The organism is Methylibium sp. Pch-M, from assembly GCF_004136295.1.
Lineage (GTDB): Bacteria > Pseudomonadota > Gammaproteobacteria > Burkholderiales > Burkholderiaceae_C > Methylibium > Methylibium petroleiphilum.
On the sequence record NZ_CP029606.1, the window covers coordinates 1,760,375 to 1,787,137 of the forward strand.

The 26,763-nt window shown below is 71.7% G+C and carries 23 protein-coding genes; 19 read left to right on the plus strand and 4 right to left on the minus strand.

What is annotated here, in order from left to right; all coding sequences use genetic code 11:
- The first annotated feature begins 228 nt into the window (after positions 1-228).
- Positions 229-1,074, plus strand: coding sequence for a substrate-binding domain-containing protein (locus C1M51_RS08465; RefSeq protein WP_129449053.1), 846 nt, complete (start codon positions 229-231; stop codon positions 1,072-1,074).
- On the opposite strand, the gene C1M51_RS08470 is transcribed toward C1M51_RS08465, so the two are convergent.
- Positions 1,075-2,160: a substrate-binding domain-containing protein gene (locus C1M51_RS08470; RefSeq protein WP_129449054.1), complete on the minus strand. Its 1,086-nt coding sequence runs from the start codon at positions 2,158-2,160 to the stop codon at positions 1,075-1,077.
- 175 nt (positions 2,161-2,335) lie between these two features.
- Here C1M51_RS08470 and C1M51_RS08475 point away from each other — a divergent pair, with 175 nt between their 5' ends.
- The 18 genes from C1M51_RS08475 to C1M51_RS08560 all read left to right on the plus strand — a co-directional run bounded on the left by C1M51_RS08475 (position 2,336) and on the right by C1M51_RS08560 (position 23,429).
- On the plus strand, positions 2,336-2,827 hold the full coding sequence (locus tag C1M51_RS08475) for a formate dehydrogenase subunit gamma (RefSeq protein WP_129449055.1): 492 nt from the start codon (positions 2,336-2,338) through the stop codon (positions 2,825-2,827).
- The gene (locus tag C1M51_RS08480) at positions 2,824-4,386 is read left to right on the plus strand and encodes an NADH-quinone oxidoreductase subunit NuoF (protein ID WP_129449056.1); all 1,563 of its coding nucleotides are present in this window, start codon (positions 2,824-2,826) and stop codon (positions 4,384-4,386) included. The genes C1M51_RS08475 and C1M51_RS08480 overlap by 4 nt, the downstream gene beginning before the upstream one ends.
- A gap of 10 nt (positions 4,387-4,396) precedes the next feature.
- Complete coding sequence (fdhF, locus tag C1M51_RS08485; RefSeq protein ID WP_129449057.1) at positions 4,397-7,327, plus strand: formate dehydrogenase subunit alpha; 2,931 nt, start codon at positions 4,397-4,399, stop codon at positions 7,325-7,327.
- Positions 7,324-8,181 carry a formate dehydrogenase accessory sulfurtransferase FdhD gene (gene fdhD / locus C1M51_RS08490; protein WP_129449058.1) on the plus strand — a complete coding sequence of 286 codons (858 nt, stop codon included), beginning with the start codon at positions 7,324-7,326 and terminating at the stop codon, positions 8,179-8,181. The genes fdhF and fdhD overlap by 4 nt, the downstream gene beginning before the upstream one ends.
- Positions 8,171-8,395, plus strand: coding sequence for a formate dehydrogenase subunit delta (locus tag C1M51_RS08495; protein WP_129449059.1), 225 nt, complete (start codon positions 8,171-8,173; stop codon positions 8,393-8,395). The genes fdhD and C1M51_RS08495 overlap by 11 nt, the downstream gene beginning before the upstream one ends.
- 68 nt (positions 8,396-8,463) lie before the next feature.
- A complete protein-coding gene (gene modA / locus C1M51_RS08500; RefSeq protein ID WP_129449060.1) occupies positions 8,464-9,258 on the plus strand; it encodes a molybdate ABC transporter substrate-binding protein in 795 nt (264 codons plus the stop codon).
- A gap of 79 nt (positions 9,259-9,337) precedes the next feature.
- The gene (gene modB / locus C1M51_RS08505; protein ID WP_129449061.1) at positions 9,338-10,024 is read left to right on the plus strand and encodes a molybdate ABC transporter permease subunit; all 687 of its coding nucleotides are present in this window, start codon (positions 9,338-9,340) and stop codon (positions 10,022-10,024) included.
- Positions 10,021-11,151 carry a molybdenum ABC transporter ATP-binding protein gene (gene modC, locus C1M51_RS08510; protein WP_207207821.1) on the plus strand — a complete coding sequence of 377 codons (1,131 nt, stop codon included), beginning with the start codon at positions 10,021-10,023 and terminating at the stop codon, positions 11,149-11,151. Before modB ends, modC begins: the two co-directional genes overlap by 4 nt.
- Positions 11,148-11,741 carry an MOSC domain-containing protein gene (locus C1M51_RS08515; protein ID WP_129449062.1) on the plus strand — a complete coding sequence of 198 codons (594 nt, stop codon included), beginning with the start codon at positions 11,148-11,150 and terminating at the stop codon, positions 11,739-11,741. The genes modC and C1M51_RS08515 overlap by 4 nt, the downstream gene beginning before the upstream one ends.
- Before the next feature lie 40 nt (positions 11,742-11,781).
- On the plus strand, positions 11,782-12,624 hold the full coding sequence (locus C1M51_RS08520; RefSeq protein ID WP_129449063.1) for a 23S rRNA (adenine(2030)-N(6))-methyltransferase RlmJ: 843 nt from the start codon (positions 11,782-11,784) through the stop codon (positions 12,622-12,624).
- 196 nt (positions 12,625-12,820) lie between these two features.
- On the plus strand, positions 12,821-13,540 hold the full coding sequence (locus C1M51_RS08525) for an energy transducer TonB (RefSeq protein ID WP_129449064.1): 720 nt from the start codon (positions 12,821-12,823) through the stop codon (positions 13,538-13,540).
- A 23-nt stretch (positions 13,541-13,563) separates the two neighbouring features.
- Positions 13,564-14,307 carry a MotA/TolQ/ExbB proton channel family protein gene (locus tag C1M51_RS08530; RefSeq protein WP_129452133.1) on the plus strand — a complete coding sequence of 248 codons (744 nt, stop codon included), beginning with the start codon at positions 13,564-13,566 and terminating at the stop codon, positions 14,305-14,307.
- A 42-nt stretch (positions 14,308-14,349) separates the two neighbouring features.
- Positions 14,350-14,769, plus strand: a complete 420-nt coding sequence (locus tag C1M51_RS08535) for a biopolymer transporter ExbD (protein ID WP_011831293.1) — start codon at positions 14,350-14,352, stop codon at positions 14,767-14,769.
- A gap of 205 nt (positions 14,770-14,974) precedes the next feature.
- Entirely contained in the window at positions 14,975-16,678 is a 1,704-nt protein-coding gene (locus tag C1M51_RS08540) for an efflux RND transporter periplasmic adaptor subunit (RefSeq protein ID WP_129449065.1), read from the plus strand.
- On the plus strand, positions 16,678-18,663 hold the full coding sequence (locus tag C1M51_RS08545; protein WP_129449066.1) for a MacB family efflux pump subunit: 1,986 nt from the start codon (positions 16,678-16,680) through the stop codon (positions 18,661-18,663). Before C1M51_RS08540 ends, C1M51_RS08545 begins: the two co-directional genes overlap by 1 nt.
- A 17-nt stretch (positions 18,664-18,680) precedes the next feature.
- Positions 18,681-20,102 (plus strand): efflux transporter outer membrane subunit, encoded by a 1,422-nt coding sequence (locus C1M51_RS08550; protein WP_242500006.1) that lies wholly within the window; start codon positions 18,681-18,683, stop codon positions 20,100-20,102.
- Between the two features lie 229 nt (positions 20,103-20,331).
- On the plus strand, positions 20,332-22,668 hold the full coding sequence (locus C1M51_RS08555) for a TonB-dependent siderophore receptor (protein ID WP_129449068.1): 2,337 nt from the start codon (positions 20,332-20,334) through the stop codon (positions 22,666-22,668).
- 80 nt (positions 22,669-22,748) lie between these two features.
- The gene (locus C1M51_RS08560; RefSeq protein ID WP_129449069.1) at positions 22,749-23,429 is read left to right on the plus strand and encodes a Fe2+-dependent dioxygenase; all 681 of its coding nucleotides are present in this window, start codon (positions 22,749-22,751) and stop codon (positions 23,427-23,429) included.
- A gap of 39 nt (positions 23,430-23,468) precedes the next feature.
- On the opposite strand, the gene C1M51_RS08565 is transcribed toward C1M51_RS08560, so the two are convergent.
- Genes C1M51_RS08565 through C1M51_RS08575 form a run of 3 tightly spaced genes read right to left on the minus strand, consistent with a single transcriptional unit; the run spans position 23,469 to position 26,750 of the window.
- Complete coding sequence (locus C1M51_RS08565) at positions 23,469-24,869, minus strand: sulfite reductase subunit alpha (RefSeq protein ID WP_129449071.1); 1,401 nt, start codon at positions 24,867-24,869, stop codon at positions 23,469-23,471.
- The gene (locus tag C1M51_RS08570; RefSeq protein WP_129449073.1) at positions 24,866-25,903 is read right to left on the minus strand and encodes an FAD:protein FMN transferase; all 1,038 of its coding nucleotides are present in this window, start codon (positions 25,901-25,903) and stop codon (positions 24,866-24,868) included. Before C1M51_RS08570 ends, C1M51_RS08565 begins: the two co-directional genes overlap by 4 nt.
- Positions 25,904-25,934: 31 nt before the next feature.
- The gene (locus C1M51_RS08575) at positions 25,935-26,750 is read right to left on the minus strand and encodes a DUF4198 domain-containing protein (protein ID WP_129449075.1); all 816 of its coding nucleotides are present in this window, start codon (positions 26,748-26,750) and stop codon (positions 25,935-25,937) included.
- Positions 26,751-26,763 lie beyond the last annotated feature (13 nt).

Sequence of the window (26,763 nt, forward strand, 5' to 3'; positions counted from 1 at the left end):
AGATGCCTGAAAGAAAGTGTAGGGGTGTGACTTCGGCGTGACAGGATGGTGATATGCACTTTGTGCATGACCACATGCGTGGGCTTTTTCTGCACCTCGACCCGACCCTCGAAGCACGCGCCCAACGCGCCTGCACCTCGGTGTCAGCCAAAGGCTGGACCGATCTTGCCGGCGGCGGCGGCCGCCGGCACCCCCTGTCCGCGGCGGCTCCCCCCTTAACATGGGGTGATGCAAGTCCCCGTGTTCGATCGACGACGACGACGCGCGCTGGGCGCCCTGGCCGTGGCGCTGGCCGGGCCCGCCTGGGCCCAGCGCGGCCCGGATCGCCGGATCACCGTGGGGGTCGAGGCCGACCTGCAGGCCTCCGGCCTCGCCGCGCGCTTGCGCACCGCGATCGCCCGCGACACGGGGCTGGCGATCGACTGGCGCCCCGGCCCCAGCGGCCTGCTGCTGCCGCAGCTCGAACGCGGAGAACTCGACGCCGCGCTGACGCAGGCGCCCGAGCTCGAACTGGCGCTGGAAAGACAGAACCTGGTGCACGACCGCCGTCCGATCGCCTTGGGCGACTTCGTGCTGGTCGGGCCCGCGCCGCTGAAGGCCACCAAGAAGCTCCCCGCCCGAGGCGACCCGGCCGGCATCGCCGGCGAACGCGACGCCGCCGCCGCTCTCGGCCGCATCGTCGCGGCCGGCGAGCGAGGCGAGGCCGTCTTCGTGACACCGGGCGAGCCGAGCGGCGCCCGCGCGCTGGAGCAGACCCTGTGGAAGGCGGCCGGCCCGCAGCCGGTCGGCCCCTGGTTGCGCACCGCCGGACCCGGACCCACCGCCGTGCTGACCCTGGCGCGCGACACCGGCGGCTACGCCTTCGTCGAGCGCGGCCTGTGGTCGGCGCTGGGCGCCGGCAGCGGGCTGGCGGTACTGGTCGAAGGCGACCCGCGCCTGCAGGTGAGCTACCACGTGATGCGCTCGTTCCGCGTCAACCACCCCGGCGGCAAGCTGCTGGTGAACTGGCTCGCCGGCCCGAACGGCCGGCGCGTCGTGGCCGGCTTCGGGCGCGGTTACCGCCGGCCGGCCTGATCACGGTCGCCGACGTTTCGGCCCCTTGAGCAGCGCGTCGACCTCGACGACCGCGCCGATGCCCTGCCCGTCGTAGCCCGGCAGCTGGTCGACCGCCGCACGGAACGGTTCGCTGCGGAGCAACAGCAGCATCTGCTGCAGCCGCGGGCCCTGCAGCGCCTGCGCATCGCACAGCAGCAGGTAGCGCTCCGTCTCGAGCGGAATGAACTCCAGCCCGAAGCGCCGGGCCGGCGGCTCCACGCCGAAGCCGACGTCGGCCATGCCGCTGGCCACGTAGGCCGCGACGGCGGCGTGCGTGTACTCGACGCGCTCGTAACCGTCGATGCGCCGGGCGTCGACCCCGTCGCGCTGCAGCATCAGATCGAGCAGGAAGCGCGTCCCGGAGGCCGGCTGCCGGTTGATGAAGCGCACGCCGGGCCGCACCAGATCGGCCGGCGTGTAGAGCTTCCTGGGGTTGCCCGGCGCGACCATCAGCCCCTGCTTGCGCGTGGCCACGTGCACCACTGCCTGCTCGCGCAGCTTGAACCAGCGCGCGTAATGGGCCAGCGCCACCGGCGCGAAGGCGCCGAGCGGCATGTGGAAGCCCGCCACGTCGCAACTGCCGGCCGCCAGCGACGCCACGGCCTCCTGGCTGCCGCAGTACTTCAGTTCGACCGGCACCTGGTCGGCGCGCAGGAACTCGTCGAGCTTCTCGATCGCGAAGCCGTGGCTGGCGTGGATGCGCAGCATCGCCCCCTCCGGGCTGACCACCCGCCCCAGTTCGACTTCCAGTTCGGAGGCCAGCGTATGCAGCATCGGCGACAGCCTTGCGGCGATGCGGCGGTCCGCCCACAGCAGCTTCTCGGCCAGCAGGGTGAGCTTCGAACCCTGGCCACGCTCGGTGCGGATCAGCGCCTGCCCGAGCGCGGCTTCGGCCTCGCGCAGCTGCTGCCAGGCATGGCGGTAGGAGCCGCCGTTGACCTCGCAGGCACGCAGCAGGCTGCCGTGCTCATGCACCTGTCCGAGCAACTGGATGAGCCGTGGCGGCAGCTCGGGCTGGCCTGTGCGGCGGATGCTCCATTGCGGCTGGATCGAAACTTCGAGCATGGCGATCTTTCGGCGCTTCAGCGCATATGCGCTCGGCCTGACGGTTCATATTGAACCGCAGGAACTCCCACCATACAGTGAAGCACGCTCTCGAATCCATATGCCGGAAACAACATATGACAGCCTCCCCCAAAGCTTCCTGCAACGCTCGCCCGGCCGTTCGGGCGGCCGCGCGATGAGCACGCCGCTGGCGGTGGTGCGCGCCGTCCTCGCGCGCCGGGCCGACGAGCCGGGCGCGCTGCTGCCGATCCTGCACGAGGTGCAGGACCAGCTGGGCTGCATCCCGGCCGACGTGGTGCCCGAGATCGCCGGCGCGCTGAACCTGTCGCGCGCCGAGGTGCATGGCGTCATCACCTACTACCACCACTTCCGCAGCGAGCCGGCCGGCCGCCACGTGATCCAGGTGTGCCGCGCCGAGGCCTGCCAAGCCCTGGGCGCCGAGGCGCTGCTGGCGCACGCCGAGCGCCGTCTCGGTTGCCGCAGCCACGCGAGCAGCAGCGATGGCCGCTACACGCTCGAGCCGGTGTTCTGCCTGGGGCTCTGCGCGTCGTCGCCGGCGATCGTGATCGACGAGCACCTGCACGCGCGCGTCAGCCCGGCCGTGTTCGATCGCCTGATCGGCGCGTTGGAAGACGACACCGAAGACACCGCGGAGGCCGCGCGATGAGCGCCGCCATCACCGTCCACGTCCCGCGCGATTCGGCGGCACTCGCGGTCGGCGCCGATGCGGTGGCCGCCACGCTGCAGGCCGAGTGCGCGCGGCGCGGCTTGGCGTTGAACCTGGTGCGCAATGGCTCGCGCGGGCTGTTCTGGCTGGAGCCGCTGGTCGAGGTGAGCTCCGCCACCGGCCGCGTGGCCTACGGTCCGGTGACACCCGAGGACGTGCCGGGGCTGCTCGACGCCGGCCTGTTGCAGGGCGCACCGCACGCGCTGGGCCACGGGCCGACCGATCAGATCCCCTACCTCGCGAAGCAGGAACGCCTGTGCTTCGCCCGCATGGGCCTCACCGATCCGCTGTCGCTCGCCGACTACGAGGCGCACGAAGGCTGGGCCGGCCTGCGCCGCGCGCTGGCAATGCCCGACGCGGCGGTGGTCGACGAGGTGCTGCAGTCCGGCCTGCGCGGACGCGGCGGCGCCGCCTTCCCGACCGGCATCAAGTGGAAGACGGTGCTGAACACGCCGTCGGCGCAGAAGTACATCGTCTGCAATGCCGACGAGGGCGACTCGGGCACCTATTCCGACCGCATGACGATGGAGGGCGACCCGTACATGCTGATCGAAGGCATGACGATCGCCGCGCTGGCCGTCGGCGCGACCCGGGGCTACCTCTACGTGCGCTCCGAGTACCCGCACGCGATCGCCACGCTGAACGACGCGATCGCCCGCGCCGAGACGGCCGGCTTCCTGGGCGGCGACGTGCTGGGTTCGGGCCGCGCCTTCCACCTGCAGGTGCGCAAGGCCGCCGGCGCCTACGTGTGCGGCGAGGAGACGGCGCTGCTCGAAAGCCTGGAGGGCAAGCGCGGCATCGTGCGCGCGAAGCCGCCGCTGCCGGCCATCGAAGGCCTGTTCAGCCAGCCCACCGTCATCAACAACGTGATCACCTTCGCGTCGGTGCCTTTGATCCTGGCACGCGGCGCGGCGCATTACCGCGACTACGGCGTCGGCCGCTCGATGGGCACGCTGCCGATCCAGCTGGCCGGCAACGTGAAGCGCGGCGGCCTGGTCGAGAAGGCCTTCGGCGTGACGCTGCGCGAGCTGCTGTACGACTTCGGCGGCGGCAGCGCCTCGGGCCGGCCGATCAAGGCGGTGCAGGTCGGCGGACCGCTCGGCACCTACGTACCCGAGTCGAAGTGGGACGTGCCGATGGACTACGAGGCCTACGCGGCCTTCGGCGGCGTGGTCGGCCACGGCGGCATCGTCGTGCACGACGACACCGCCGACATGGCCCGGCTCGCCCGCTACGCGATGGAGTTCTGCGCGATCGAGTCCTGCGGCAAGTGCACGCCCTGCCGTATCGGCTCGACGCGCGGCGTCGAGGTGATCGACCGCATCACCGCCAACGTGAACCGCCCCCAGCAGGTCAAGCTGTTGCGCGACCTGTGCGACACGATGCTCGCCGGCAGCCTGTGCGCGATGGGCGGCATGACGCCCTACCCGGTGCTGTCGGCGCTCGACCACTATCCCGAAGACTTCGGCCTCGCGACACCCGACCGCGCGGCCGCCTGAGGAGCTCACCATGCTCGACCCCCACGCCGAGATCGACTACGGCACCCCGGCCAGCGCCTCGACGCAGGCCGTCACGCTCGAGATCGACGGCCAGGCCGTCACCGTGCCCGCGGGCACCTCGCTGATGCGCGCGGCGATCGACGCCGGCGTGCAGGTGCCCAAGCTGTGCGCGACCGACAGCCTCGAGCCATTCGGCTCGTGCCGGCTGTGCCTGGTGGAGATCGAGGGCCGCCGCGGCACCCCCGCCTCGTGCACCACGCCGGCCGAGGCCGGCATGAAGGTGCGCACGCAGAGCCCGAAGCTGCAGACGCTGCGCAAGGGGGTGATGGAGCTCTACATCTCCGACCACCCGCTCGACTGCCTGACCTGCGCCGCCAACGGCGACTGCGAGCTGCAGGACATGGCCGGCGTGACCGGCCTGCGCGAGGTCCGCTACGGCGTCGGTGACCAGTACGGCGGCGCCCACCACCTGAAGAGCGCGAAGGACGAGTCGAACCCGTACTTCACCTACGACCCGAGCAAGTGCATCGTCTGCAACCGCTGCGTGCGCGCCTGCGAGGAGACCCAGGGCACCTTCGCGCTCACGATCAGCGGCCGCGGCTTCGAGTCGCGCGTGTCGGCGGGCCAGGACCAGCCCTTCATGGAGAGCGAGTGCGTCAGCTGCGGCGCCTGCGTGCAGGCCTGCCCGACCGCCACGCTGCAGGAGAAGTCGGTCATCTGGCTGGGCCAGGCCGAGCACAGCGTCACCACCACCTGCGCGTATTGCGGCGTCGGCTGCGGCTTCAAGGCCGAGATGAAGGGCAACGAGGTCGTGCGCATGGTGCCGTGGAAGAACGGCCAGGCCAACGAGGGCCACTCCTGCGTCAAGGGCCGCTTCGCCTGGGGCTACGCGACCCACAAGGACCGCATCACCACGCCGATGATCCGCAAGCAGATCACCGACCCGTGGCAGGAGGTGAGCTGGGACGAGGCGATCGGCTACGCCGCCAGCGAGTTCAAGCGCATCCAGGCGAAGTACGGGCGCGACGCGATCGGCGGCATCGTCTCCTCGCGCTGCACCAACGAGGAAGGCTATCTCGTGCAGAAGCTGGTGCGCGCGGCCTTCGGCAACAACAACGTCGACACCTGCGCGCGCGTGTGCCACTCGCCGACCGGCTACGGCCTGAAGCAGACGCTGGGCGAATCGGCCGGCACGCAGACCTTCAAGTCGGTCGAGCAGTCCGACGTGATCCTCGTGATCGGCGCCAACCCGACCGACGGCCACCCGGTGTTCGCCTCGCGCATGAAGAAGCGGCTGCGCGAGGGCGCGAAGCTGATCGTCGCCGACCCGCGCCGCATCGACCTGGTGAAGTCGCCGCACATCCGTGCCGAGCACCACCTGCAGCTGCGTCCCGGCACCAACGTCGCGCTGGTCACCGCGATGGCGCACGTGATCGTCACCGAGGGCCTGCTCGACGAGGCCTACATCGCCGAGCGCTGCGAGTCCAAAGCCTTCGGCGAATGGCGCGAGTTCGTGTCGCGCCCGGTCAACTCACCCGAGGCGACCGAGGCCATCACCGGCGTGCCGGCGGCCGAGCTGCGCGCCGCGGCGCGCCTCTACGCCACCGGCGACAGCGCCGGCACCGCCGAGACGCTGCGCCTGCGCGGCCGGCGGCCGAACGGCGCCATCTACTACGGCCTCGGCGTCACCGAGCACAGCCAGGGCTCGACCACGGTGATGGGCATCGCCAACCTCGCGATGGCCACCGGCAACGTGGGGCGCGAGGGGGTCGGCGTGAACCCGCTGCGCGGCCAGAACAACGTGCAGGGCTCCTGCGACATCGGCTCCTTCCCGCACGAGCTGCCGGGCTACCGCCACGTGTCGGACGGCAGCACGCGCGCGCTGTTCGAGGCGGCCTGGAACGTCGAGCTGCAGCCCGAGCCCGGCCTGCGCATCCCGAACATGTTCGACGCCGCGCTGTCGGGCAGCTTCATGGGCCTGTACTGCGAGGGCGAGGACATCGTGCAGTCCGACCCCGACACGCAGCACGTCGCGCACGCGCTGTCGTCGATGGAGTGCATCGTCGTGCAGGACCTGTTCCTCAACGAGACCGCAAAGTACGCGCACGTCTTCCTGCCCGGTTCGTCCTTCCTCGAGAAGGACGGCACCTTCACCAACGCTGAGCGCCGCATCTCGCGGGTGCGCAAGGTGATGCCCCCGAAGGCCGGCCTGGCCGACTGGGAAGTGACGGTCAAGCTGTCGAACGCGCTCGGCTACCCGATGGACTACACCCATCCCGAGCAGATCATGGCCGAGATCGCCGCGCTGACGCCGACCTTCGCCGGCGTCAGCTACGCGAAGATCGACCGCCTCGGCAGCATCCAGTGGCCGTGCAACGACGACGCGCCCGAGGGCACGCCGACGATGCACATCGGCCGCTTCGTGCGCGGCAAGGGCAGGTTCTTCATCACGCAGTACGTCGCCTCCGACGAGAAGGTGACACGCAAGTTCCCGCTGCTGCTGACGACCGGGCGCATCCTGTCGCAGTACAACGTCGGCGCGCAGACGCGGCGCACCGACAACAACCAGTGGCACAGCGAGGACCGGCTGGAGCTGCACCCGCACGACGCCGAGGAGCGCGGCATCCGGGACGGCGACTGGGTCGGCATCGAGAGCCGCTCGGGCCAGACCGTGCTGCGCGCCCAGGTCAGCGACCGCATGCAGGCCGGCGTGGTCTACACGACCTTCCACTTCCCCGAATCGGGCGCCAACGTAATCACCACCGACAGCTCGGACTGGGCCACCAACTGCCCCGAGTACAAGGTGACCGCGGTGCAGGTGCTGCCGGTGATGCAGCCCTCGGGTTGGCAGAAGGACTACAGCCGCTTCACCGAGGTGCAGGAGCGCCTGCTCGCCGAGCGGCACAAGGCCGAGCCGGCCCTCGCCGGCAGCAAGAAATGAAGATGCCCGACGGCCCGCTTCACGCCGGCGGCGCCCAGCGGCGGCCGGTCGCGGGCGTGCGCGGCGGCACCGCGTTCGCGGCGCCCGACTGGGTCGCCGAGGAACGCCCGGTGGCGCTCGAGTTCAACGGCGTCGCGCAGGCGGTGATGCTGGCGACGCCGCTGGACCTGGAGGACTTCGCGCTCGGCTTCGCCTTGAGCGAGGGCCTGCTCGACGCGCCCGGCGAGCTGCACGGCCTGGAGGCGGTCGAGTCGCCCGAGGGCATCACCTTGAAGCTGCAGATCGCCGCGCGCTGCATGGCACGCCTGAAGGCAAGGCGCCGCGCGCTGGCCGGTCGCACCGGCTGCGGCCTGTGCGGCATCGAGAGCCTGTCCCAGCTGGAGCGGCCGCTGGCGCCGCTGCCGCCCGGCCCGGCCGTGCCGCGCGCCGCGCTGGCGCGCGCGCAGGCCGAACTGCGCGGCCTGCAGGCCCTGCAGCACGCGACCGGCGCGGTGCACGCCGCCGCCTGGTGCGGCGACGACGGCGCGGTGCGCCTGCTGCGCGAGGACGTCGGCCGCCACAACGCGCTCGACAAGCTGATCGGCGCGATGGCGCGGACCGGCACGCTGGCTGCCGGCGACGCCGGCACCGAGGGCTTCTTCGCGGTCACCAGCCGCGCCAGCTACGAGATGCTGCACAAGACCGCCGCGGCGCGCGTGCGGCTGCTGGTCGCCGTGTCGGCGGCCACCACGATGGCCATCGATCTGGCCGGACGGCTGGGCGTGGGCCTGGCCGGCTTCGCGCGCGGCCGCGACCTGGTGGTCTACGCCGGGCCCGAACGGATCGACATGGCGGAGCGCGACGATGGACGCTGACAACCTGGTGCGCATGGCCAACCGCATCGGCCAGTTCTTCGAGGCGATGCCCGACGCGGCCGAGGCCGCGCAGCAAGTGGCCGAGCACCTGAAGAAGTTCTGGGACCCGCGCATGCGGCGCGCGCTGCTGGCGCACGTCGACCGCCACGGCAGCGCCGGGCTCAATGCGATGGTCGAGGCGGCCCTCACCCGGCACCGCGCGGTGCTCGACTGAGGCGCCGTCCGCGGCCAGACTCGCGTCCTCGCCACCCCGTCCTCCTCCACTCGCCCGAAACCCTGCCCATGAAGTCCCCACTGCGCCGCCGCCTGAGCACCGCCCTCGCCACCGCCCTGGCCGCCTGGCTGCTCGCAAGTCCGCCCGCCGCCCGCGCGGCCGACGACGAGGTGGTGGTGTTCGCCGCCGCCAGCCTGACCGACGTGCTGCAGGCGATCGCGCGGCAGGGCGGCTTCACCGGCATCCGGTTTTCGTTCGCGTCGAGTTCCACGCTGGCCCGTCAGATCGAGCAGGGCGCCACCGCGCAGATCTTCGTCAGCGCCGACGAGCCCTGGATGGACGCCGTCGGCAAGGCCGGCCGCATCCTGCCCGGCACGCGGCGCGACTGGGTCGGCAACCGGCTCGCGCTGGTGGCGCCGGGCAGCGCCGAGCCGACGGCCCCGCCGGAGACGGCCGAGGCCGTGAGCCGACTGCTGCGCGCCGCCCTGGCCACCCCCGACAGCCGCATCGCCACCGGCGATCCGGCGCACGTGCCGGTCGGCAAATACGCGCAGGCCGCGCTCGGCACGCTCGGTCTGTGGGCCGAGGCCGGGCCGCGCCTCGCGCGCGCCGACAACGTGCGTTCCGCGCTCGCCTTCGTGGAGCGCGGCGAGGCGCCGCTCGGCATCACCTACCGAACCGACGCGCTGGCCTCGCGCAAGGTGCAGGTCGTGGCGCTGTTCCCGGCCGACAGCCACCCGCCGATCCGCTACCCCGCCGCGCTGCTGACCGGTGCCGGGCCGGCCGCCCAGCGCTTCTACGAACACCTGTTCGGCGCCGAGGCGGGCACCTTGCTGAAGGCCGCCGGCTTCTCGACGCCCTGATCTCGCCGCGGCACCCACCGGTCTGGCACAGTCGGGGCCCGTTCCGACCGCCACCGCCCGCCCGTGCGGGCGAGACCCCTTGACCCCGCTCGAACTCCAGGCCCTGTGGCTCAGCCTGCAGGTCGCGGCCACCGCGACCGCGCTGACGCTGCCCGTCGCGCTGTTGCTCGCGCTTGCGCTGGCGCGCGGCCGCTGGCCCGGCAAGGCGCTGCTGGAGGCCGCGGTGAACCTGCCACTGGTGCTGCCGCCGGTGGTGATCGGCTATGCGCTGCTGCTGGGCTTCGGCCGCCAGGGCCCGCTGGGGCGCTGGCTGCACGAGTGGCTCGGCATCAGCTTCGTGTTCAGCTTCCGCGGCGCGGTGCTGGCCGCCGCGGTGATGGCGCTGCCGCTGATGGTGCGCGCGGTGCGGCAGGCGTTGGAGGCCGTGGACCGCGGTCTGGAGGATGCCGCGCGCACGCTCGGCGCCTCGCGGCTCGATGCCTTCGCGAGCGTGACGCTGCCGCTGGCCGCGCCCGGCCTGCTGTCGGGCGCAGTGCTGGGTTTCGCGGCCTCGCTCGGCGAGTTCGGCGCGACCATCACCTTCGTCTCGAACGTGCCGGGCCAGACCCAGACGCTGCCGCTGGCGATCTACAGCGCGCTGCAGAGCGCCGACGGCGAGGCCGCCGCGCTGCGCCTGGTGGCCTGCTCGGTGCTGCTGGCGATCGGCGCGCTGGCGTTGGCGCAGTGGGGACACCGGCGCGTGGCCGGCTGGCTGGGGCAGCGATGAGCCTGCTGATCGACGTGAGCGTCGCTCGCGGCGACACCGCCGTGACGGCGCGCATCGACGTGCCGCCGCAGGGCATCACGGCGCTGATCGGGCGCAGCGGCGCCGGCAAGAGCACGCTGCTGCAGGCGGCCGCGGGGCTGCTGCGGCCGTCGGCCGGGCGCGTCGCGATCGACGGGGCGACGCTGTTCGATGCCGCGTCCGGCACCGACCTGGCGCCCGGGGCGCGGCGACTGGGTGTCGTGTTCCAGGACGGTCGGCTGTTTCCGCACCGCGACGTGCGCGCCAACCTGCTCTACGGCGCCAAGCGCGCGCCGGCCTCCGCCGCAGGACCGGCGCTCGACGAGGTGGTGGCGCTGCTGGGCCTCGCGCCGCTGCTGGCGCGTCGGCCGCACCAGCTCTCGGGCGGCGAACGCCAGCGCGTCGCGCTCGGCCGCGCACTGCTGGGCAAGCCGCGCGCGCTGCTGATGGACGAGCCGCTGGCCTCGCTCGATCCGCCACGCCGCCAGGAGCTGCTGGGCTACCTGGCCGCGCTGCCGGCGCGGCTGAACCTGCCCATCCTCTACGTGACCCACCAGATGGACGAGGTGATGCGCCTGGCCGACCGCGTGGTGCTGCTGGCCGACGGCCGGGTGGCCGCCGAGGGTCCGGCGCTGGAGCTGCTGTCGGACCTGACGCTGGGCCCGCTGGTCGGCCGCTTCGAGGCCGGCAGCGTGCTGGCCGGCAGCGTGGCCGAGCAACTGGGCGACTGGCAGCTCACCACCGTGACGGTCGCCGGCCAGCGCGTGACGGTGCCGCAGGTGGCCGCCGCGCCCGGCGCCGCGGTGCGGCTGCGCATCCGCGCGCGCGACGTGGCGCTGCAGCGCGAGGTGCTGGCATCGAGCGCGAGCAACCAGCTCGCCGGCACGGTGCTGCGCGTGATCGAGCGCGAGGCGCCGTACGCCGCGGTGGAACTCGCGCTGGGCCCGGGCGGCGCGCCGGGCGAGCGCCTGTGGGCGCTGGTCACGCAACGCTCGGTGCAGGCCCTGGCGGTGGCGCCGGGCCAGCCGATGGTGGCCAGCTTCAAGGCGGTGGCGGTCGAAGGGCGCGCCGCCGCCGTCCACACTGAAACGGAGTCCTCGCCCTCATGAGCCACGCGCTGCGGGTCCTGAGTGTCAACGTCGCCACGGCGCGCACGCTGGAGGTCGGCGGGGACCGCCGCGTCATGAGCGCGATCGGCAAGCGCGGCGTGAGCGGCGCGGTGCCGGTGGGCCGGCTCGGGCTCGCCGGCGACGAGCAGGCCGACCCCACGGTGCACGGTGGCCTCGACAAGGCCGTCTACGCCTACCCCAGCGAGCACTACGCGTTCTGGCAGACGGTGCGCGCGCAGGCGCGCGTGGCGCCGTGGGACGAGGCGCTGCCGCACGGCTTCATGGGCGAGAACCTCACGCTCGCCGGCCTGCAGGAAGGCCAGCTGTGGATCGGCGACGTGCTGCGCTTCCCGCACTGCGCGCTGGCGGTCGCCGCGCCACGCCAGCCTTGCGACAAGTTCAACGCGGTGATGGGCTTCAACCAGGCCGCGAAGATGATGCTGCAGTCGGGCTACTGCGGCGTCTACCTCGCGGTGCGCGAGTCGGGCACGATCGCGGCCGGCGAGTCGGGGGTGCTGCAGCCGGGCCCGCGCGAGGTCGGCATTCCCGAGCTGTTCCGTGCGGTGATGGGCAGGCACCGCCGCGACTGACGCGCAAGGGCCGCGTCGCCCGGCGCGCGACAATCACTGCATGCTCGCCTACCGACACGCCTTCCATGCGGGCAACCATGCCGACGTCCTCAAGCACACCGTGCTGTGCGCGGTGCTGCGCCACATGGCGCAGAAGGACAAGCCCTACCGGTTGATCGACACCCACGCCGGCGCCGGCGGCTATTCGCTGGGCACGCCCGAGGCGCTGAAGAAGGGCGAGTTCGAGCACGGCATCGCGCGCCTGATGGAGCGCGGCGACCTGCCGCCGCTGGTGGCCGACTACGTGCAGCTGGTGCGCGACTTCAACCCCGACGGCGGCCTGGGCCGCTACCCCGGCTCGCCGGAGTTCGAGCGCCGGCTGCTGCGTCCGCACGACGAGCTGCGCCTGTTCGAGCTGCACCCGGCCGACCTGCGCACGCTCGCCGCCCACCACGCCGACCGGCCGCACACCGAGGTGCACCACGAGGACGGCTTCACCGGGCTGCGAGCCCAGTTGCCGCCGCCCTCGCGCCGCGCGGTCGTGCTGATCGACCCGTCCTACGAGCTCAAGGCCGACTACACCCGACTCGTCGCGACCGTGCGCGAGGCGCTGCAGCGCTTTGCGGAAGCCGTGATCCTGGTCTGGTACCCGCAGGTCAGCCGGCTGGAGGCCGCTCAACTGCCCAAGCGCCTGCAGAACCTGGCGCCCAAGGGCTGGCTGCACGCCCGGCTCACGGTGCAACCGCTCGACGTGCAGGGCTTCGGCCTGGCCGGCAGCGGCATGGTGGTGATCAACCCGCCCTGGACGCTGCACGCCCAGTTGCGCGACACGCTGCCCTATCTGGCGCAGGCGCTGGCGCAGGTCGACACGCCGAGCCACCTGCTCGAACAGCGCGCGGCCTGAGCGCGCCGCCGCCCACTCGGTGGGCCGTCGCCACCGGCCGGCATCGGCGCAGTGGATGCCGTCGAAGCCGCTTGAATAATGCGAATGATTCGCATTAAAATGGCCCGTTCCGGCGTCGGCAGTTCCGCCAAGCCCTCAACGCACCGGTTTCGCCCGCGGCGCCCGCCCTCCGGCCCTGCGGACCACAAGACTTCTCATGAGCGCTGGTTTTCCTCCCCTGCCGAACGGCGTCGCGCCCCCGCCGCTGCCCACCGCCTCGTCGGAAGGCTTGACGCCGGGCGCGCGGCGCGGGCTGGTGCTGGGCGTGCTGGCGGCGCACGTCGCCGGCGGCTGGGGCCTGCTGCAGATCGATTCGGTGCGCGAAGCGGTGCAGGCGGCCGCGCCGATCATGGTCGACCTGATCGCGCCGCCGGCCCCGCCGGTGCCGATCCCGCCGCCGCCCCCTCCGCCGCCGCCGCGGCCGATCCCCAAGACGCCGCCGCCGCCCGCGCCGATCCTCGTCAGCGAACGGGTGCCCACACCGGAACCGCCGGTGTTCGTCGCGCCCCCGCCGCCGCCCGAACCGCCTGTGATCGTGGCGGTCGAGCCGCCGCCGGCCCCGCCCGCGCCACCGGCCCCGCCGCCGCAACCGCGCACCGTGGCGATCACGCAGGTGGAGTACCTGACGCCGCCGAACCTGGTCTATCCGACCGCTTCCAAGCGGCTCAACGAATCGGGCCGCGTGCTCGTGCGCGTGCTGGTCGACGACCAGGGCCTGCCGCGCCAGATGGTCCTGCAGCGCGCCTCGGGCTTCTCCCGCCTGGACGACGCCGCGCTCGCCACCGTGAAGGCGACGCGCTTCAAGCCCTACACCGAGAACGGCGTGGCCCAGCCCTTCTGGGTCGTGATGCCCCTGGTCTTTGAAATGGAGAGATGACCGTGACCGATGTGAACACCTCGATGGGCTTCGCCCACTTCATCGCGCAGAGCGATTTCGTCGGCAAGTCGCTGCTGGCCGTGCTGGTGGTGATGTCGGCCATCTCGTGGACCCTGATCGTCGTCAAGGGCCTGGGCCAGCTGCTGCGCACGCGGCGCAGCGAGAAGTTCCTGCACTTCTTCTGGAACGCGCGCTCGCTCGATGAGGTGGGTGCCGAGATCGGCACTCATGGCGTGCAGGAGCCGTTCGCGCACCTGACCGCCCATGCGATCAACGCGCAGGCCCACCATGCCCGCTACGGCGCGGCCAAGCTGGAGGAGGCGGGCACCGCGCAGGACTTCGTCACGCGCACCATCAAGAAGGTGCTCGACGAGGAGACCACGCGGCTCGAGAACGGCCTGACCTGGCTCGCGACGATCGGCGCCACCGCGCCCTTCGTCGGCCTGTTCGGCACCGTCTGGGGCGTCTACCACGCGCTGGTGGCGATCGGCATGAGCGGCTCCGGCACGCTCGACAAGGTGGCCGGCCCGGTGGGCGAGGCGCTGATCATGACCGGCATCGGTCTCGCGGTCGCCATCCCCGCGGTGATGGCCTACAACGCCATCACGCGCAGCAACCGCGTGCTCAACGCCAAGCTCGACGCCTTCGCCTTCGAGCTGATGACCTTCCTGTCCATGGGTTCGCCGCTGGCCGACGCCGCGAAGAGCGGCAGCGACAACGTGCGCACGATGCCGGGCAAGCTGACGCCGGCCCCGCGCGGCGCCTGAGCCGCCTCCCTCTCTCCACCCTCACGCAGGAGCCAGCCCGCCATGGCCTTCGCCAGCTTCGACCGCAAGTCCTCGTCCGCCCCGGTGTCCGAGATCAACATGGTGCCGCTGATCGACGTGATGCTGGTGCTGCTGGTGATCTTCATCGTCACCGCCCCGCTGCTCACCCATGCGGTCAAGCTCGACCTGCCGAAGGCGAGCAGCCAGGTCAACGAGCTCAAGCCCGACAAGATCGAGTTCGCGATCGACGGCGCCGGCGTCCGTTTCTGGAACGGCGAGACGGTGACGCGCGAGGAAGCCGCGCAGCGCTTCGCCGATGCGGGCCAGAAGCAGCCGCAACCCGAGGTGCACCTGCGCGCCGACCAGGCCGTGGCCTACCGCTACGTCGCCGAGACCCTGGCCGACGCCTCGAAGGCGGGCCTGAGCAAGGTCGGCTTCGTCAGCGAGCCCGACGCGCGCTGACGGCGGCCCGCCGGACGACGAAGGCCGCCGCGTGCGGCCTTCGTCACGTCGGGCCCGCGCCGCCGGCGCTGCCCGCCCGGGCTTTACAAAGCCGCCACAATCGCGCCCCATTGCTTAACCGTGCGGCCGGCAGACTGGCGACTCCTTCGCCGCCGGCCCGCACCGACCGCCGCACCCGCACCCCAGGACCCCGGCTCCGTTTCCCATGACCGCACGCCCCGACACCGCATCGCGCCCGCGCTGGCGCCGCCTTCTCTCCCATCGTGCCCTGTGGGCCGTGATCGCGCTGCTGCTGGTCGTCGGCGGCGGCTACGCGGCCTGGCGCGCGGTCTATGGCCAGCCCAACCTGCGCGAGCAGTACCAGTTCGCGACGGTGCAGCGCGCCGACATCCAGGACCTGGTGACCGCGACCGGCACCGTGCAGCCGCGCGACTACGTCGACGTCGGCGCACAGGTGTCCGGGCAGTTGAAGCGGCTGCACGTCGAGGTCGGCTCGATCGTCAAGGCCGGCGACCTGCTGGCCGAGATCGACCCGACGGTGCTGACCGCCACCGTCGATGCGCGCCGCGCCGGCCTGCGCAACCAGCGCGCGACGCTGGCCGAGCGTGAATCGCAGTACGCGCTGGCGCAGCTGCTGCTCACCCGCCAGCGCAACCTGATGAAGGACGACGCGACGACCACCGAGTCGCTGCAGCAGGCCGAGGCCACCGCGAAGGCCGCCAAGGCGCAGATCGACGCCATCAAGGCGTCGATCGAGCAGACCGAGTCGACGCTCCGCGCCGACGAGGCCAACCTCAACTACGCCAAGATCTACGCCCCGCTGGCCGGCACGGTGGTCAGCGTCACCGCGCGCCAGGGCCAGACCCTGAACGCCAACCAGTCGGCGCCGACCATCCTGCGCATCGCCGACCTGTCGACGATGACGGTGCAGACCCAGGTGTCGGAAGCCGACGTCAGCAAGCTGCGCCAGGACATGACGGTCTACTTCACGACCCTGGGCAGCCAGGGCCGGCGCTGGTACGGCACGCTGCGCAAGGTGGAGCCGACGCCGACCGTGACCAACAACGTGGTGCTCTACAACGCGCTGTTCGACGTGCCCAACAACAACCAGGCGCTGATGACGAACATGACCGCGCAGGTCTTCTTCATCGCGGCCGAAGCCAAGGACGCGCTGGTCGTGCCGGTCGCGGCGATCGGCAGCGCCGGCGGCGGACGCACCGGCGTTGGCCGCCGCGAGCGCGGCGAGACCGAGCGCGCCGCATCGGCGCCGGGCGAGGGCGCCAGCGCCCCCGCGGCCTCAGTCGCGGCCACGGGCGCCGCAGCCGCGTCCGCACCGGCAGGGCCCAGCCGCAGCGCGGCCCATGCCGCGGCCCCGGCGGGAACGGGTGCCTCGGCGCCGCGCAGCGGCGGCCCGCTGCCGGAGCGCTTCGCGGGCATGAGCCGGGAAGAGCGCCGCGCCGCCTTCGAGGCGATGTCGCCCGAGGAGCGCCAGGCCTTGCGCGAACAGCGCCTGGCGGCTGGCGGTAGCGGCGGCAGCCGCAGCGAGACCGCACGTGCCCCGGCGGCCCGTGCTGCATCGGCAGCCGCCCCGGCCGCCGCCAGCGGCCCGACCATTCCTGCCACCGGCGGCTTCGCGACCGTCGAGCGGCCGCGCGGCACGCGCCGCTCGACCGTGAAGATCCTGACGCCGGCCGGCACGCTGGAGGAACGCAGCGTCGAACTCGGCGTGAGCAACCGCGTGCAGGTGCAGGTGCTGTCCGGGCTGAGCGAGGGCGACCAGGTCGTCGCCGGCATCAAGCAGCCGCAGCAGGCGCAGGCCCCGCGCAGCGCCGGCGCGCAGGGCGGTGGCCTGCAGCAGGGGCCGGCCGGCATGCCGCCGGGCATGGGACAGCCGCCGCGAGGCCGCTGATGCAGCGCGACCCCGAACCGGCCGTCGCCAGCGCCGGGCTGCGCCCCGGCGAGACGCCGCTGATCGAGCTGCGCGGCGTGACCAAGACCTACCGCAACGGCGACCTCGCGGTGCAGGTGCTGCACGGCATCGACCTGACGATCTACGAGGGCGAGTTCGTCGCCATCATGGGCGCCTCGGGGTCGGGCAAGTCGACGCTGATGAACATCCTGGGCTGCCTCGACAAGCCCACCACCGGCAGCTACCGCTTCCTCGGCCGCGACGTCTCCTCGCTCGACCGCGACGAACTCGCGCTGCTGCGGCGCGACGACTTCGGCTTCGTGTTCCAGAGCTACCACCTGATCGCAACCGCCAACGCGGCCGAGAACGTCGAGGTGCCGGCCATGTACTCCGGCCTGCCGCCGGCGCAGCGGCACGCGCGCGCGAAGGCGCTGCTCGGCGAGCTGGGCCTGGCCGACCGGCTGGAGCACCGGCCCAACCAGCTGTCGGGCGGGCAGCAGCAGCGCGTGTCGATCTCGCGCGCGCTGATGAACGGCGGCCGCATCATCCTCGCCGACGAACCGACCGGCGCGCTCGACAGCAAGAGCGGCGCCGACGTGATGAAGCTGCTGGCCGACCTGTCGGCGCGCGGCCACACGGTGCTGCTGATCACCCACGCGAAGGAAGTGGCCGACCACGCCGACCGGCTGATCGAGATCAAGGACGGCCGCATCGTCGCCGACCCCGGCTCGGCGCCGCCATCGCCGGAGCAGGCCGACTACGTGCCGCCGGCCATCACCCACGAAGGCTCGCACCTGGCCGACGTGGTGGAGGCCGCGAAGATGGCGCTGCGCTCGCTGCGCGCCAACCTGTTCCGCTCGGTGCTCACGCTGCTGGGCATCGTGATCGGCGTCGGCTCGGTGATCGCGATGCTGGCGATCGGCGACGGTGCGAAGCAGGAGGTCATCAACCGCATCAGCGCGATGGGTTCGAACCTGATGCTGGTGCGCCCCGGCGCCCCCAACCAGCGCGGCTTCAACAGCACCGCGACGCTGGTGGTCGCCGACGTGGCCGCGATCGACCAGGTGCCCAACGTGCTGGCCGCGGTGCCCGAACAGAACAGCAGCGCGACGCTGCGCTACAGCGGCGCCGACTACAGCACCAGCATCAACGGCACCTCGTCGAAGTTTCCGCTGGCGCGGCAGTGGCCGGTGGCCCAAGGCAGCTTCTTCAGCGCCGAGGACGAAGCGAGCTACGCCACCGTGGCGGTGCTGGGCCAGACCGTTGCGAAGGCGCTGTTCCCCGACGGCGGGAACCCGGTGGGCGAGTACGTGCTGGTCAACAACCTGCTGTTCCAGGTGGTCGGCGTGATGACGGCGCGCGGTGCATCGCCGATGGGCTCGGACCAGGACGACATCGTGTTCGTGCCGTATGCGACCAGCAGCCTGCGGCTGTCGGGCCAGCGCTTCCTGCGCAACGTGACGGTGGCGGTCGACGACGTGTCGCGCATCGACGAGACCCAGGAAGCCGTGGAGTCGCTGCTGCTCGACCGCCATGGCGTGGTGGACTTCCAGATCCGCAACATGGCCTCGATCATCGAGGCCACCGAACAGACGCAGAACACGCTGACCATCCTGCTCGGCTCGATCGCGGCGATCTCGCTGCTGGTGGGCGGCATCGGCGTGATGAACATCATGCTGGTGTCGGTGACCGAGCGCACCCGCGAGATCGGTATCCGCATGGCCACCGGCGCGCGCGAACGCAACATCATGCAGCAGTTCCTGATCGAGGCGATGGTGGTGTCGGCGATCGGCGGCGCGGTGGGCGTGGTCGGCGGCCTGGCCACCGCCGCAGCGATCGGCGCCTTCGGCACGCCCATCCAGTACTCGCTCGCGCCGGTGCTGCTGGCCTTCGGCTGCGCCTTCGGCACCGGCCTGGTGTTCGGCTGGCTGCCCGCGCGCAAGGCCGCGCAGCTCGACCCGGTGGTTGCGCTGGCCGCCGAATGAACACCCTCTCCCGCCCCATGTCCACGATGCTTCCCCGCCCCGCGCCGCGCTGGCGCGCCTCCGCCCTGCTGATCGCGCTGGCGCTTGCCGGCTGCGCGACGGCGATCGACACCACGCGGCCCACGCTCGACCTGCCGCCGCAGTGGAACGAGGCCACGACCGCCGCCAGCGCGCCGCTGCAGCGCGACTGGTGGCGCGGCTTCCAGTCCGACGAGCTGGCGCGGCTGATCGATGCCGCCCAGGCCGGCAGCCCGACGCTGGCGATCGCCGCCGAGCGCGTGCAGCAGGCCGAGATCGCGGTGCGCAGCGCCGGCGCGACGCTGTTCCCGTCGGTCAGCGTCAGCGGCAGTTCCGGCGCCCGTCGCGCCGACCCGGGGCCGGGGTTCGACGCCAGCACCAGCAAGTCGTCGAGCGTGTCGCTCGGCGTCAGCTACGAGATCGACCTGTGGGGCCGGCTCGCCGCCGGCGTGAAGGGCGCCGAGGCCTCGCTCGCCGCCAGCCGCTACGACCTCGAGACCGCGCGGCTGTCACTCAGCACCGGCGTGGCCAACGCCTATTTCCAGGTGCTCGCGCTGCGCATGCGGATCGAGATCGCGCGCGACAACCTGGCCATCGCCGAGCGCGTGTTCGGCATCGTCGAATCCCGCTACCGCAATGGTGCGGCGTCGGCGCTGGACGTGAGCCGCCAGCGCATCACGGTGCTGTCGCAGCGGGCCACGCTGGAGCCTCTGGAGGTGCAGGAGCGCCAGACCGTCACCGCGCTGGCCCTCCTGCTCGGCCGCCCGCCGCAGGCGCTGCAGGTGGAGGCGCGCAGCTTCGAGCGCTTCGCGGTGCCCGAGGCCGGCGCCGGTCTGCCATCGGAGCTGCTGGTGCGCCGCCCCGACCTGGCCAGCGCCGAGGCGCAGCTCGCCGCGGCCGATGCCGACGTGGCCGCGGCCCGTGCCGCGCTGCTGCCCAGCGTGTCGCTGTCGGGCTCCGCCGGGCTGGCCAGCACGGCGCTGCTGTCGCTGGCCAATCCCTCCTCCAGCATCGGGCTCAGTGCATCGATCGTGCAGACGCTGTTCGACGGCGGACGCCTGCGCAACCAGGTGGCGCTGGGCGAATCGGCGCGCCGGCAACTCGTGGAGAGCTACCGCAGCGCGATCTACACCGCGCTGAAGGAGGTGGAGGACGCGCTCGGCAACGCGGTGCGCAACCGCGGGCAGGAGCAGGCCCAGCTGGCGATCCGCGACGAGGCGCAGCGCTCGCTGCGCCTCGCCGAACTGCGCTACCGCGAGGGCGCCGACGACCTGACCAGCGTGCTGGACGCGCAGCGGACGCTGTTCTCGTCGATCGACCAGCTGGCGCAGTTGCGGCTGGCCCGGCTGACGGCGGCGCTGGATCTGTTCAAGGCGCTGGGGGGAGGCTGGTCGATGAGTGATCGCCAACTTTCTCAATGAAGTTCTTGAAGTCTGCTCCAACGACTCGACTCAACGATGTTGCAGCCCCGTCACACGCCGTGACTCAAGTTGACAAATCTTAATACGAATAATTATCATCAATGATTGAGTGCTGTCGAGCTCCGACAGCCCCCCGGTCAGCCATCTGCATCTCCTCGCGTCGAAACGCGGTCGGAATTGCCGCAGAGAGCCAGCCTCTGCCGCCTTATCGACCCCCGAGGAGAAAGCCATGGTCTATATCCGTGCGCGCAAGCACGCCCTTCCGCTCCGACGCAGCAACGTGTCGGTCCTCGCTGCCTTCGCGGCCTTGACCATCCCGGCCGCCGCCGTCCACGCCCAGCAGACCGAGGTGCCGGCCACTGGCAGTCCGGTGCTGCCGGAGATCAAGGCGAAGGCCGCGAGCGAGAACGTGGCCAAGCCCGAACAGGTGGCCTCGCCCAAGTACACCGCGCCGCTGCTCGACACGCCGCAGACCATCACGGTGCTGCCCTCGAAGGTCCTGGAGCAGCAGAACCGCGTCTCGCTGGTGGAGGCCCTGAGCACGGTCCCGGGCATCACCTTCGGCGCCGGCGAAGGCGGAGGCGGCTATGGCGACAGCATCAATTTCCGCGGCTACTCGGCCAACAACAACATCACCGTCGACGGCATGCGGGACAGCGCCCAGTACAACCGCTCCGACGCCTTCAACCTCGAGCAGATCGAGGTGACCAACGGCGCCAACTCGGTCTATGGCGGCGCGGGCAACGTGAGCGGCGGCATCAACCTCGTGAGCAAATCGCCGAAGGCCGAGAACTTCGGCCGCGTCAGCCTCGGCTTGGGCACCGACAGCTACCGGCGGGCCACCGCCGACGTGAACCGCCTGCTCGGCGAGACCACGGCCTTCCGCGTCAATGTGATGGCGCACGGCAACGACGTGCCGGGACGCGATGTGGAGGAGTACAAGCGCTGGGGCATCGCGCCGTCGATCACCTTCGGGCTCAACACCCCGACGCAGCTGACCCTGAGCTACCTGCACCAGCGCGACGAGAACGTGCCGCAGTATGGCGTGCCCTACTACCGCAACGCGTTCAACAACGGCCTGATCCCGGGCGCCAAGTCGAGCAACTACTACGGCTATCGCGACGTCGACACGCAGGAGATCGATGTCGACATGTTCACCGTGGTGTTCGATCACCGCTTCAGCGACCGCTTCCGGGTGCGCAACCAGACCCGCGCGCAGCGCATCGACCAGTTCCTCGTGGTGAACCCGCCTCAGGGCAGCTACTGCCTGGCCAGCGGCACGCTGGCCTCGGACGGCACGCCCTGCGCGACGCCCGGCCTCTACACCCCGAGCGGTCCGCGCGGGTCGACGCGCGACAGCAGCAACGACTACCTGGCCAACCAGACAGACTTCACGACCGAGTTCAAGACTGGCGGCATCGAGCACACGCTCGTCACCGGCTTCTCGCTGTCGCACGAACGCTACCGCCTGGTCAACGGCAACTCGCTGCGCAACCCCGGCGGCGCACTGCCGAACCCCGTGCTGCCGCCGATGGACATCGCGAACCCGGAGGGCGTCTACGGCGGCCCTGTCAACTTTGTCGCGACTGGCCGTACGCGCGGCGAACTCGACAACGTGGCGGTCTACCTGTTCGACAACCTGAAGTTCAACGAGCAGTGGGCACTCAACGGCGGCGTTCGCTACGAGAAGAACCGGACCTCGTCGTCGACCGACGCCATCGCCGCCGGCGTGACCACCAGCAGCCCGACGCAGTCGCGCACCGACAATCTGACCTCGTTCCGCGTTGGCCTGGTCTACAAGCCCGTTCCGATCGGCAGCTTCTACGTCGCCTACGGCAACTCGAAGACGCCCTCGAAGGCCACGGTGAACGGCGCCTGCACGCAGAACGAGACCACGACGACCGGCAACAACAACTGCAACGTCGCGCCCGAGACGGCCATCAACATCGAGGTCGGCACCAAGTGGGACGTGCTCGACAACCGGCTGTCGCTGACGGCCGCGGTGTTCCGCAACGAGCTGCGCAACTACCGCGTCAACTCCAACGACCCGACGGTCCCCGACCAGCAGCTCGACGGCAAGTCGCGCGTGGATGGCGTGGCGCTCGGTGCGGCCGGGCAGATCACGCCGCAATGGAGCGTGTCGGCCAACTACACCTACCTGGACAGCGAAGTGCTCTCGGGCGCCTCCGATTTCTGCGTCGCCAACCCGACGGCACTGAACTGCGATGCCGCGCTGGCGATGACGGGCAACCCCTTGACCAACACACCGGAGCACGCGTTCAGTCTCTGGACCACCTACCAGTTCGTGCCCAGCCTGACCGTCGGCTACGGCGTGCTGTACCAGGGTAGCTGGTACCTCAACAACGCGCTGCCGCCGCTGTACAAGGCGCCGAGCTACTGGGTCCAGAACGCCATGGTGGCCTACCAGGTCAACCGCAGCCTGGACCTGCAGCTCAACGTGAAGAACCTGACGGACCGCACTTACTACACGCGCATCCGCAACAATGGCTGGGCCACACCGGGCGATGGCCGTGCCGTCACGCTGACCGCCAGCTACGCGTTCTGACGACGCCTTCGTTCACCGTCCCGACCCGGCCTCTTCCTCGGAAGAGGCCTTTTTCATCGCTCGCCGAAACGGACTCGACCATGATGCTCCATGTGCCCGCCGTGCTGAACGGCGATCAGGTCGCCGACCTGCGCGCCGCGCTGGATCGCGCCAGCTGGGTCGACGGACGCGCCAGCGTCGGCTCGCAAGGCGCGCAGGTGAAACACAACCACCAACTGGTCGAAGGCTCGCCGCTGGCGCTGCAGCTGGGTCAGGCCATCGTGACCGCGCTGCACGCCAACCCCCTGTTCTTTTCCGCCGTCCTGCCGCACCGCATCCTGCCGCCGTTCTTCAACCGCTACGGCGGCGGCGAGCACTACGGACTCCATGTCGACGGTGCCATCCGGACGGCCGCCGACAGCGGGCAGCGGGTGCGCAGCGACGTCTCGTGCACCCTGTTCCTGACCGAGCCAGAGGACTATGACGGCGGCGAGCTGGTGGTGGTCGACACCTACGGTACCCACGAGGTCAAGCTGCCGGCCGGCGACCTGATCGTCTACCCGGCAAGCAGCCTGCACCGCGTCGAGCCGGTGACACGTGGCGTTCGCGTCAGCTCATTCTTCTGGGTGCAGAGCATGGTGCGCGAGGACTGGCACCGCACGATGCTGTTCGACCTGGACCAGAACATCCAGAGGCTGCGGCAGCGGATCGGCGATTGCGAGGAGACCGTCGGCCTCACCGGCCACTACCACAACCTGCTGCGCCAGTGGGCCGAGGTGTGACGCGGCCGGCCGCCGCTCACGGGTCCTGTCGGGACACGCTCAGTACACGTCGCGCCGCAGCCGGCCGGTCTCGATGAGCCGGTCGACGCCGTCACGGCCGAGCACGTCGACCAGCGCGGCCTCCACGCCCGAGGCCATGCCGACCAGGCTGCCGCAGATGTAGAGCGCGGCACCGCGCGCGATCCAGTCGCGCAGCATGTCGGCCTGCTCGCGCAGGCGGTCCTGCACATAGCGCTTGCCCGGCGCATCGCGCGAGAACACCAGGTCGACGCGTTCGAGCACGCCGCCGGCCTGCCAGGCGGCGATCTCGTCGCGGTAGTAGGCGTCGTGCGCGGCGTGGCGCTCGCCGAACACCAGCCAGTTCGCGCCGTGTCCGGCCGCGGCGCGGGCCTTGAGGTGGGCGCGCAGGCCGGCCAGGCCGGTGCCGTTGCCGATCAGGATCAACGGGCGCCCGGCGTTGTCGCCGAGGCGGAAGTTGCCGTGAGCCCGCAGACGCAGCGCGATCTCGTCGCCCACGGCGGCCCGCTCGGTGAGCCAGCCGGAGGCCAGGCCCGGCGTGCCGTCGGCGTGGCGCTCCTGGCGCACCAGCAGGTGCACGCGGCCGTCGGCGGGCAGCGAGGCGATCGAGTACTCGCGCGGGCGTTCGCCGTCGCCGGGCGGCAGCACCTGCACCAGGTCACCCGCCTGCCAGTCCGGGCGCATCGCTGCGCCCGCCGGCGCTTCGAGCTCCAGATGGAAGCAAGGGCCGCCGACACTGCCGGGGTTGAGCAACCGGCGGTGCGCCAGCCGCCAGGGCTCGAACGGCGCCGCGAGCTGCCAGTCCGGCAGATCGCTGGTACCCGCCAGGCGCGCCACCTCGTGCTGCCACTGCTGCAGCGCCAGGGCATCGCCCCCGTCGACGTCGATGCGCTCGAACATCGCCTGCGCCCCCTGCCGGCGCAGCCAGGCATCGAGCGTGCGGCCGAAGCCGCAGTAGTGCTGGTACTCGCGATCGCCGAGCGCCAGCACGGCGCAGTGCAGGCCGTCGAGCGCGAGGGACGTCTCGGCGGCCTGGGCCATCACGCGGCGCACGAACGGCGCCGCCGCGTCGGGTGGATCGCCTTCGCCGTAGGTGCTGACGATGAACAGCGCCCGCTCGGCCGCCGCCAGGTCGCCGGCCAGCAGCTCCGCCAGGCTGGCGATGCGCGCCGGCACGCCGGCCGTGTGCAGCGCCTGCGCGGTCTGCCACGCGATCTGTTCGGCGTTGCCGGTCTGGCTGGCGTGCGCCACCAGCACGGGTTGCGCGCCCTCCGCCGCCGGCGCCAGGGCGGCCGCCGCGCGCGCCACCCGGGCTTCGCGCGCCCGGTGCGCGCGCCAGGTGGCGGCGCACAGCGCCACGTAGGACAGCACGGTCCCGCCCGCGGCGAGCGCCCGCAACGCGTCGTCGGACGGCAACGTCATGCCAGCAGCGCTTCGAATCCGGCCGTCGGGCGGGCCTCGTGGCCGCCGTCCGCAGCACGGCGGATGAACAACACGGCCAGCCGCTGCCGCTCGGCGTAGGCCCACCCTTCGTCGGGGCCCAGCACCGTCAGCGCCGTGGCCAGCGCATCGGCGTGCATGCATTGCGCATGCACGACGGTCACCGACGCCAGCGCGTGCCGCACCGGCCGGCCGGTGCGCGGGTCGATGGTGTGCGAGCAGCGCTCGCCGTCGTCGGTCTCGAAGCAGCGGAAATCGTCGCCGGAGGTCGCAACCGCCAGGCCGTGCAACGCCAGTACCGGGCCTTCCTCGCCGCGCGCCAGCCCGGGCAGGCGGACGGCCACCCGCCACGGCTGTCCGTCGGGCCGGCGGCCCATGCCGAGCAGCTCGCCGCCGACCTCGACCAGCGCATTGCCGCAGCCCAGGCGCTGCAGCGCACGCGCGACGGCGTCGACCGCATAGCCCTTGGCGATCGACGACAGGTCGACGTAGGTGCCGCCGTCCTGGCGTGCACGGCGCTGCTCGACGTCGAGTTGCACGCGCTGCCAGCCGATGCGGCGGCGCGCCACCTCCAGATCGTCGTCCGTCGGCGCATCGCGGCGCGCCGGATCGGGGCCGAAGCCCCAGAGGTTGACCGCGGGGCCGACGGTCGGATCGTAGGCACCGCCGGTGGCGCGCGCCAGCTCGAGCGCGTGCTGCAGCACGCTGAAGAAGGGCTCGGGCAGTTTCTGCCAGCGGCCCGGCGCGGCGCGGTTGTAGCGGCTCAGGTCGGAGTCGTCTTCCCAGGTGCTCATCTGGCGCACCACCAGGTCCAGCGCGGTCTCGATCGCCTCGCGGACCTCGCGGCGGGCCGGGCCGGGCGTGGCCGGCGCATGCCAGTACTTCACGCTCCAGCGGGTGCCCATGGTCGGCCCGCCCAGCTCCTGCACGGCCGCGGCCAGCAGGCGCGGCGCGACCCCGCCGTCGTGGCGGTAGCCCGGCAGGGGCAGGTCGGCGAAGGACAGGCGTGTCGTCATGCGGCCGCGGCGCTCGGGGGCGGTCGGCCCGTCACTGCGGCAGCACTTCCAGCACCGCGGCGTAGACCAGCCGGCGTTCCTTGGCCTGCTTCAGCGTGGTCTTGTTGTCCTTGGTGCTGACCTCCATGCGGTAGAGCCCGGGCTGCGGCCAGTTCACCTTCACCTGGCCCTTCGCGTCGGTCTTCAAGGTCATCTCGCCGACCTTGTCGCGGTAGCGGGTGCCGCCGAAGACGATCTCGACCTCCAGGTCCGTAGCCGGCTGGCCGTCGAGCAGGAAACCGAAGGTCGCCGCCTCGCCGGTGAACAGGTCGTTGGGGTGCGTGACGGGCACGAACTCCAGGCCCTTGCCGACCGGCTGGATCGCGCTGGGCTTGCCGACGGTGATGAAGGTTTCCAGCCGGCTGATGCCTTCGTTGACCGTCAGTTCGGGCGCGTCGGCCGGCACGTCCTTGGCGAAGTTCTCGGCCGTGCCGCGGAAGCCCTTGTTCTGGCCGGTGGCCGCGTCCTTGTAGCGCGCCGTCACGCCGCTGAAACCGTTGGCCACGCGGTAGGTGCCGGCCTGCGTGAGGTTCAGGTCGAACACGCTGCGCAGCTTGCCCACCACCACGTTCTCGGGCGCCACGGCGCTGCCGTCCGGCGCGGTGACCACCAGCCCGTCGAGCCGCAGCGGCGCGTGGTTGAAGTAGAAGATGTCGTTGCCGGAGGCACCGTCGATCGTGACCCATTGAGGCTTGGACAGCACGGTCGACGAGGGCACCAGGAAGCTGCTGTGGGCGCGCGCCAGCGGCACCGACAGACCGAAGGCGAGCGCCGTCGTGACGACGAGCGCGAAACGGGAACGGGACATGGGGATCTCCTGG

Bases quoted from the DNA above. Each gene is read 5' to 3' on its own strand.
- C1M51_RS08465 (WP_129449053.1), top strand. From the start codon at position 229: ATGCAAGTCCCCGTGTTCGATCGACGACGACGACGCGCGCTGGGCGCC.
- C1M51_RS08470 (WP_129449054.1), bottom strand. From the start codon at position 2,160: ATGCTCGAAGTTTCGATCCAGCCGCAATGGAGCATCCGCCGCACAGGC.
- C1M51_RS08475 (WP_129449055.1), top strand. From the start codon at position 2,336: ATGAGCACGCCGCTGGCGGTGGTGCGCGCCGTCCTCGCGCGCCGGGCC.
- C1M51_RS08480 (WP_129449056.1), top strand. From the start codon at position 2,824: ATGAGCGCCGCCATCACCGTCCACGTCCCGCGCGATTCGGCGGCACTC.
- fdhF (WP_129449057.1), top strand. From the start codon at position 4,397: ATGCTCGACCCCCACGCCGAGATCGACTACGGCACCCCGGCCAGCGCC.
- fdhD (WP_129449058.1), top strand. From the start codon at position 7,324: ATGAAGATGCCCGACGGCCCGCTTCACGCCGGCGGCGCCCAGCGGCGG.
- C1M51_RS08495 (WP_129449059.1), top strand. From the start codon at position 8,171: ATGGACGCTGACAACCTGGTGCGCATGGCCAACCGCATCGGCCAGTTC.
- modA (WP_129449060.1), top strand. From the start codon at position 8,464: ATGAAGTCCCCACTGCGCCGCCGCCTGAGCACCGCCCTCGCCACCGCC.
- modC (WP_207207821.1), top strand. From the start codon at position 10,021: ATGAGCCTGCTGATCGACGTGAGCGTCGCTCGCGGCGACACCGCCGTG.
- C1M51_RS08515 (WP_129449062.1), top strand. From the start codon at position 11,148: ATGAGCCACGCGCTGCGGGTCCTGAGTGTCAACGTCGCCACGGCGCGC.
- C1M51_RS08520 (WP_129449063.1), top strand. From the start codon at position 11,782: ATGCTCGCCTACCGACACGCCTTCCATGCGGGCAACCATGCCGACGTC.
- C1M51_RS08525 (WP_129449064.1), top strand. From the start codon at position 12,821: ATGAGCGCTGGTTTTCCTCCCCTGCCGAACGGCGTCGCGCCCCCGCCG.
- C1M51_RS08530 (WP_129452133.1), top strand. From the start codon at position 13,564: ATGGGCTTCGCCCACTTCATCGCGCAGAGCGATTTCGTCGGCAAGTCG.
- C1M51_RS08535 (WP_011831293.1), top strand. From the start codon at position 14,350: ATGGCCTTCGCCAGCTTCGACCGCAAGTCCTCGTCCGCCCCGGTGTCC.
- C1M51_RS08540 (WP_129449065.1), top strand. From the start codon at position 14,975: ATGACCGCACGCCCCGACACCGCATCGCGCCCGCGCTGGCGCCGCCTT.
- C1M51_RS08545 (WP_129449066.1), top strand. From the start codon at position 16,678: ATGCAGCGCGACCCCGAACCGGCCGTCGCCAGCGCCGGGCTGCGCCCC.
- C1M51_RS08550 (WP_242500006.1), top strand. From the start codon at position 18,681: ATGTCCACGATGCTTCCCCGCCCCGCGCCGCGCTGGCGCGCCTCCGCC.
- C1M51_RS08555 (WP_129449068.1), top strand. From the start codon at position 20,332: ATGGTCTATATCCGTGCGCGCAAGCACGCCCTTCCGCTCCGACGCAGC.
- C1M51_RS08560 (WP_129449069.1), top strand. From the start codon at position 22,749: ATGATGCTCCATGTGCCCGCCGTGCTGAACGGCGATCAGGTCGCCGAC.
- C1M51_RS08565 (WP_129449071.1), bottom strand. From the start codon at position 24,869: ATGACGTTGCCGTCCGACGACGCGTTGCGGGCGCTCGCCGCGGGCGGG.
- C1M51_RS08570 (WP_129449073.1), bottom strand. From the start codon at position 25,903: ATGACGACACGCCTGTCCTTCGCCGACCTGCCCCTGCCGGGCTACCGC.
- C1M51_RS08575 (WP_129449075.1), bottom strand. From the start codon at position 26,750: ATGTCCCGTTCCCGTTTCGCGCTCGTCGTCACGACGGCGCTCGCCTTC.